Below are 6,908 nucleotides of genomic sequence, written 5' to 3'. Positions count from 1 at the left end.
CCGCGCCTGCGCGCGCTGCGGCGCGGGGCTGCGCGCGGATGAACGCAATGGCTTCGGACCTGGATGCCGATGCCGCCACCGCGCCGCCCGCGTTGCGGCCGATGCGCGAGGACGATCTGGAAACCGTCCACGCCATCGAGATCCGCGCCTACGAATTTCCGTGGACGCCGGGGATCTTCCGCGACTGTCTGCGCGCCGATTACCCCTCGTGGGTGCTGACCGAACAAGGCCGGATCGTCGGCTATTTCCTGATGAGCGTGGCCGCCGGCGAAGCGCACGTGCTCAATGTCTGCGTCGCGCCGGAAGCGCACGGCCATGGCCTGGGCCGCAAGTTGCTGCGCGCGCTGCTGCACATCGCCCGCGGCCGCGGCGCCGAGCGGGTGTTTCTGGAAGTGCGTCCGTCCAACCCCAGCGCGATCGCGCTGTATCACAGCGAAGGCTTCAACGAGATCGGTCGCCGTCCGCGTTACTACCCGGCGCGTGGCGGGCGCGAGGACGCGTTGGTGATGGCGATCGAGCTGTTCGCCGAGGAATAGGCCTGGCCGTCAGGCGGGTTTCAGCGCCGCGGCGATCGCCGGTTTCAGCGCCTTGATCGCGGCGTCGTCGCTCTGGTCCGCTTCCCGGTACAGCAGCGTCAAAAACGCCATCAAATCGTGGCGGCGCCCGAGCCAGCCGGCATAGTCCGCGCGATCGAGCTTGCCCACCTTCGCCGCCAATGCTGTGAACCACGCGCTCCAGTCTTCGCTCGAAAGCAGGCCGCGCTTGGCCGCGAACAACAGCGGCCTGGCCAGACGCTCGGGTTCGCCGAACACATAGGCATGGCCGCTGCGCGGCACCGCCTGCGCGGCGATCGCGCTGAGGATGCGCTGGTATTGCGCGCGGTCCAGCGCGGGGTTCAAGGTCAACTGCATCAGCCAATCGGCGCCGTGAGCGACGCCGTGGCGCCAGCCGTCGCCTTCGATGTAGCCGCGGTAGTCGCTGACCGATTCGACATAGGCTGCTGCGCGCTCGACCATCGCCGCGCGTTCCTCGGCGCTCATCCACGGCGCGACCCGGTCGGTTCGCGCCACTTCCGACAGCGCCAGCGCGGCGAAGGGCTTGCCGAAGCCGGCGCGGTCCTCGCCGTCGAGCAGGCTGTAGAGCGAGTCGCGGATCGCGCGCAGCGTGGGCGCGTCGAAATCTCCGGCGCGCATCCATTGGCTCAACGCTTCATAGGCGATGCTGTCGCGGAGGTCGGGATTCGGGTCGGACAGGCAGGCGAGCAGGCCGGTGGCCAGCGTTCGCTTTTCCGCTGCGTCGGCGAGCGCGAATTGTTTGGCTTTCAGCGCTTGCAGGGAGGCGGCGGTGTGTCCGGCGGGTGGGCAGGGTTGGGCGGAGCTTGGGGCGGCGAGCAAGCACAGGGCCAGGAGCAGGGCAGGGCGCATGAGGTGGGCTCTGGTCGCGGTGATCTAGCCTAGGGGGCGGGGTTTGGGGAGGGCAAGAGCCTGGATTTGCGATTTGCGCGGGCAAATCCCCCGGCGCAGTTGGATATGTCTGGATACGGGCTGCGCAGGCGCCAGCCCCCTTTTGCAAAGGGGGCGAATTGTCGGGGGCTTCGGCTACGCCACCGCCACCGCCACCGCCGCCGCCGCCGTTGCTGTTGCTGTTGCTGTTGCTGTTCCCCCCTTTGAAAAAGGGGGGTAGGGGGGATTTGCTCTTGCTAGCCAATCGCCACGCCCAACAAAAAAGCCGCGACCCAGTCGCGGCTTCTTCGCCAACAATCCGAAAACCTCTTCGAAAAGCCGATCAATCCAACTTGGCCCGCTGCGCAGTCAAACCTTCAAGCTGCACGTTCCAATCCACCAAACGCTTGCGTTCCTGCTCCACCACCGCTGGAGGCGCGTTCTGCACGAACGTATCGCCGGCCAGCTTGTTCTTGCTCTTCTCCAACTCGCCCTGGACGCGCTTGATCTCCTTGTCCAGACGCACGCGTTCGGCATCGAGCTTGTCGGCCGGCAACGGCACCAGCAAGGTCAGCTCGCCCACCACCGCCGGCGCGGCCGGCGGCGCCGTGGCCGCGTCGTCGATGAAGTCGATGCGGTCGATCTTGTTGAGGAACTTGAGCTGCGAGGCCAGCCGCTCGACCCGCGCGCGGTCGCTGCCATCGCCCTTGGTCAGCAACAACGACACAAAATCCGACGGCTTGACGTTCAACTCGCTGCGCACCTTGCGCAACGCCGACACCATCGCCTTGAGCCACTCCACATCGGCCTCGGCCTGGGCATAGTCGCCGGCGAGTTCGGACGCCTGCGGATACGGGCGCAGCATGATCGTGGTCTCGGCCACGCCGAGCTTCGGCGCGACCTGCTGCCACAGTTCCTCGGTCACGAACGGAATCAGCGGATGCAGCAGCGACAGCAAACGCTCCAGCACGTACAGCAAAGTGTGGCGGGTGCTGTCGGCGGCCTCGCGGTCTTCGCCCTGCAAGGCCGGCTTGGACAGCTCCACGAACCAGTCGCAGAACGCGTTCCAGGCGAATTCGTACAGGCTCTGCGCCAGCAGGTCGAAACGATAGGCCGCGAAGTGCGCTTCGGCCTCGGCCGAAGTCTTGGCCAACTGCGCCAGGATCCAGCATTCGGCGTCGGTCTTGGGCTGCGGCGCGCCGCTGAAGCTGGCGCCCTCGGTGTTCATCAGTACGAAGCGGGTGGCGTTCCACAGCTTGTTGCAGAAGTTCTTGTAACCCTCGGCGCGGCCCAGGTCGAACTTGATGTCGCGGCCGTGGGTGGCCAGCGCCGAGATGGTGAAGCGCAGCGCGTCGGCGCCGAACGCCGGCACGCCTTCGGGGAATTCTTTGCGGGTGGCTTTCTCGATCTTCTCGGCCTGCCTGGGATTCATCAGGCCGGTGGTGCGCTTGGCGACCAGTTCGTCCAGGGTGATGCCGTCGACCAGATCGATCGGGTCGAGCACGTTGCCCTTGGACTTGGACATCTTCTGCCCGTCCTTGTCGCGCACCAGGCCGGTGATGTAGACGTCCTTGAACGGGATCTCGCTGGTGAAGTGGTCGGTCAGCATGATCATGCGCGCGACCCAGAAGAAAATGATGTCGAAGCCGGTGACCAGCACCGACGACGGCACGAAGCGTTCGAAACCGCGCGCGTCCATCGTTTCCTGGTTCGGCCAGCCCATCGTGCTGAACGGCCACAGTCCCGAGGAGAACCAGGTTTCCAGCACGTCGCTGTCCTGCTGCAACGCCACCTCGGCGCCGATGCCGCCGCGCGCGCGCGCATCGGCTTCGTCGTAGCCGACGAAGATGTTGCCCTGCGCGTCGTACCACGCCGGAATGCGGTGGCCCCACCACAACTGGCGGCTGATGCACCAGTCCTGGATGTTTTCCATCCAGTGGCGGTAGGTGTTGATCCAGTTCGGCGGAACGAAACGGATCTTGCCCGGCTTTGCATCGGAACCGGCGACCAGCTCCAGGCCGCGCTTGGCCAAGTTGTCCATCTGCACGAACCACTGGTCGGTCAGATACGGCTCGATCACCTGGTTAGTGCGGTCGCCGCGCGGCACTTGCAGCTTGTGCGGCTTGGTTTCCACCAGCAGGCCTTCGGCTTCCAGGTCGGCGAGCACGGCCTTGCGCGCTTCGTAGCGATCCAGGCCGACGTATTTGGCCGGCGCGTTGTCGTTGACCGCCGCGTCCGGGGTGAAGATGTTGATCATCGGCAGGCCGTGGCGCTGGCCGACCGCGTAGTCGTTGAAGTCGTGCGCGGGAGTCACCTTGACCACGCCGGTGCCGAATTCGCGGTCGACGTAGGCGTCGGCGATGATCGGAATCTCGCGCGCGCTCAGCGGCAGGGTCACGGTCTTGCCGATCAGGTGGGCGTAACGCTCATCGTCGGGATGCACCATCACCGCGGTGTCGCCGAGCATGGTCTCCGGGCGCGTGGTGGCGACGGTGAGCATCGCGCTGCCGTCGCTGAGCGGGTAGGCGATCGACCACAGGAAGCCGTCTTCTTCCTCGTTGACCACTTCAAGGTCGGAGATCGCGGTCTTCAGCACCGGATCCCAGTTGACCAGGCGCTGGCCGCGGTAGATCAGGCCTTGCTCGTGCATGCGCACGAAGGCTTCGATCACCGCGTTGGAGGCGATCGGGTCCATGGTGAACATCGAGCGCGACCAGTCGCCGGAGGTGCCCAGGCGGCGCATCTGGCGTTCGATGGTGCCGCCCGAGTGGCCCTTCCATTCCCAGACCTTCTCGATGAAGCCGTCGCGGCCGAGGCCGTCGCGGGTCAGGCCTTCGGCGCCGAGATTGCGCGCGACCACCATCTCGGTGGCGATGCCGGCGTGGTCGGTGCCCATCTGCCACAAGGTGTCGTAACCGCGCATGCGGTGATAACGGATCAGCGCGTCCTGCAGCGTGTGCTGGAAGGCGTGGCCCATGTGCAGGGTGCCGGTGACGTTAGGCGGCGGCAGCAGGATGGTGTACGGCTCGCCCTCGCCGCGCGGCTTGAATACGCCGCTGCTTTCCCACTGTTCGTACAGGCGGGTTTCGAACTGTTTGGGGTCGTAGCTGGGGGCGAGGGCGTTGGTCATGGTCTGGGTTCTTTGTTGCGGCGGTGGCGCGGGGGCGGATCGTGTTGCGATGTTGTTGCGTGATGCGTGATGCGTGATGCGTGATGCGTGATGCGTGATGCGTGGGCGTGATGCGTAGCGGGACGGCCGGCAGAGGCGGCGCCCCTTCAACTCCCGTCATTCCGGCGAAAGCCGGAATCCATTTTGATCTGGCTTTTATTGCCGCCCAGCCAAGAGTCCGTAGCAGAGCGGAGCAACATCAAAATGGATTCCGGCTTTCGCCGGAATGACGGTGGGTGGGGAGAATGCGTCGAGTGTCCAGTGCATCGCTCGCCGGTACTCGAATCGTTCCTCATCCCGCCGTTACATGTCGTGCTTGTTGAGCGTCAACCCGCGCGCCTGATACTGCTTCCAGCGCTCGCGCAGCGGGCCGCGCGCGGAGTCGTCGGCGGGCACGACTTCCAGTACGCGCTCGAAGCCGTCGGCGACGGCCGCGTCGCGCAGGTTGATCACCAGCGTGCGCAAGGCCGGCGCGGATTCCGGCGCGGCGATCAGCACGTCGGCCTCTTCTTCGTCCTCGTCCAGACCGGCGATCTGGTGCGGGATGTAAGCGTCCTCGCCCATGTCCCAGAGCATGTCGTCGAGCTGCTCGGCCTGCTCGGCGTTGCGCGCCAGGATCAGCGTCGGCAGCCCGGCGTCGTGCGCCTTGCGCGCGAGTTCGCATACCAACCGCAGCGGTTCTTGTTTGAAGCGCGGCGATTGGATCAGATAGAAGTCAGCGCGGGGCATCGAATAGCCGGGATTGGGGAGTAGGGATCGGGAATGCGATAGAGCGGGCGGGATCGGCGACAAAGCCTTGCCGATCCCGAATCCCGGATCTCAATTCCCGGCTTGGTTCAACAGCCACTGCGACAACAGGCCGACCGGACGGCCGGTGGCCAGGCCGCGCTTGCCTTCCTCGTTGGATACGCCGGCGATGTCCAGATGCGCCCAGCGCTGGCCTTCGGTGAAGCGCGACAGGAAGCAGCCGGCGGTGATCGCGCCGGCCCAGCGGCCGCCGATGTTGTAGACGTCGGCGAAGGTCGATTCCAGCTGGGTCTGGTATTCGTCCCACAGCGGCAGGCGCCAGGCGCGGTCGAACACCATTTCGCCGGCGCCGAGCAGTTCGGCGGTGAGGTCGTCGTGCTTGCTCATCAGGCCGGTGGCGAACTTGCCCAGCGCGACCACGCAGGCGCCAGTGAGGGTGGCCACGTCGAGCAGGGCCTGCGGTTCGAAACGCTGCGCATAGGTCAGCGCGTCGCACAGGATCAGCCGGCCTTCGGCGTCGGTGTTGCCGACTTCGATGGTCTTGCCGGACATGCTGGTGAGCACGTCGGAGGGGCGGTAGGCGTCGGCGTCGGGCATGTTTTCCACCGCCGGCACGATCACCACCAGGTTGATCGGCAACTGCATGCCGACCGCCGAGACGAACGCGCCCAGCACCGAGGCGGCGCCGCACATGTCGAACTTCATTTCCTCAATGCCGCCCTGGACCTTGAGGTTGATGCCGCCGGTGTCGAAGGTGATGCCCTTGCCGACCAGCACATAAGGCTTGGCGTCGCCGCCGTTGTTGTACTTCAGCACGATCAGCTTGGGCGGATTGGCCGAGCCGCGGGCCACCGCCAGCAGCGAGCCCATGCCCAGCTCCTGCATCTGATCGCGGTCGAGCACTTCGCAATCGGTGGTGTCGAAGCGGCTGGCGAATTCGGTGGCCTGCTGGGCCAGATAGGCCGGGTTGCAGACGTTGGGCGGCAGGTTGCCGAGCTCGCGGGCGAACTTCACCCCGGCGGCGATGGCCTGGCCCTGGGCCAGCGCGGTGGTGTCGGCGCCGCTGATGGCGAGCTTGCGCAGGCCGGGTTCGTCTTTCTTCTTGCCCAGCGTGGCGGTGTAGCGGTAGCAGGCGTGGTCGGCGGCGATGGCGGCCTGGCGGATCGCCCAGGCGGCGTCGCGGCCGAGCACCGGCTCTTCGCTCAGGGTCAGCACCGCGTGTTCGACCGGGCCGGCCTTGAGCGCGCGCGCGGCGTCGCCGACGGCCTTGAGGTACTGGGCCACGCCGAACTTGCCGGTGTCGCCCAGGCCGACCACCAACACGCGTGGCGCGGTCACGCCGGGCAGGTCGTGCAGCAGCGAGGTCTTGCCGGTCTTGCCGCTGATGTCGCCGCGCTCCAGCAGCGCGGTCAGGCGGCCGCCGCTGGCTTCATCCAGCGTTCGCGCGGCTGCGGTCAGGGTCTTGTCGGCAAAGGCGCCTACCACGACGCAATCGGTTTGAGCGGCAGCGGCCGCGTCGCGGTTCAGGTCGAATTCGAGGGTCATCCAAC

At 66.4% G+C, this 6,908-nt stretch carries 5 protein-coding genes; 1 reads left to right on the top strand and 4 read right to left on the bottom strand.

Translation table 11 applies throughout. From position 1 onward, the window contains the following. Positions 1–47: 47 nt before the first annotated feature. Positions 48–536 carry a ribosomal protein S18-alanine N-acetyltransferase gene (rimI, locus tag V7787_RS44910; protein ID WP_336094165.1) on the top strand — a complete coding sequence of 163 codons (489 nt, stop codon included), beginning with the start codon at positions 48–50 and terminating at the stop codon, positions 534–536. 9 nt (positions 537–545) lie between these two features. Here the strand turns inward: rimI and V7787_RS44905 are convergent, their stop codons facing one another. The 4 genes from V7787_RS44905 to V7787_RS44890 form a co-directional block, all read right to left on the bottom strand. Further along, complete coding sequence (locus V7787_RS44905) at positions 546–1,424, bottom strand: DUF2785 domain-containing protein (protein ID WP_336094161.1); 879 nt, start codon at positions 1,422–1,424, stop codon at positions 546–548. A 361-nt stretch (positions 1,425–1,785) separates the two neighbouring features. Beyond that, the gene (locus V7787_RS44900) at positions 1,786–4,572 is read right to left on the bottom strand and encodes a valine--tRNA ligase (RefSeq protein ID WP_336094160.1); all 2,787 of its coding nucleotides are present in this window, start codon (positions 4,570–4,572) and stop codon (positions 1,786–1,788) included. A 342-nt stretch (positions 4,573–4,914) separates the two neighbouring features. Further along, on the bottom strand, positions 4,915–5,340 hold the full coding sequence (locus V7787_RS44895; protein ID WP_336094159.1) for a DNA polymerase III subunit chi: 426 nt from the start codon (positions 5,338–5,340) through the stop codon (positions 4,915–4,917). Positions 5,341–5,430: 90 nt separating this feature from the next. After that, entirely contained in the window at positions 5,431–6,903 is a 1,473-nt protein-coding gene (locus tag V7787_RS44890; RefSeq protein WP_336094157.1) for a leucyl aminopeptidase, read from the bottom strand. Positions 6,904–6,908: the final 5 nt, after the last annotated feature.

The sequence above is a fragment of the Pseudomonas sp. CGJS7 genome (assembly GCF_036961695.1).
This window is presented reverse-complemented; position numbering and strand designations above follow the sequence as displayed.

Bases quoted from the DNA above. Each gene is read 5' to 3' on its own strand.
- V7787_RS44890 (WP_336094157.1), bottom strand. From the start codon at position 6,903: ATGACCCTCGAATTCGACCTGAACCGCGACGCGGCCGCTGCCGCTCAA.
- V7787_RS44900 (WP_336094160.1), bottom strand. From the start codon at position 4,572: ATGACCAACGCCCTCGCCCCCAGCTACGACCCCAAACAGTTCGAAACC.
- rimI (WP_336094165.1), top strand. From the start codon at position 48: ATGGCTTCGGACCTGGATGCCGATGCCGCCACCGCGCCGCCCGCGTTG.
- V7787_RS44895 (WP_336094159.1), bottom strand. From the start codon at position 5,340: ATGCCCCGCGCTGACTTCTATCTGATCCAATCGCCGCGCTTCAAACAA.
- V7787_RS44905 (WP_336094161.1), bottom strand. From the start codon at position 1,424: ATGCGCCCTGCCCTGCTCCTGGCCCTGTGCTTGCTCGCCGCCCCAAGC.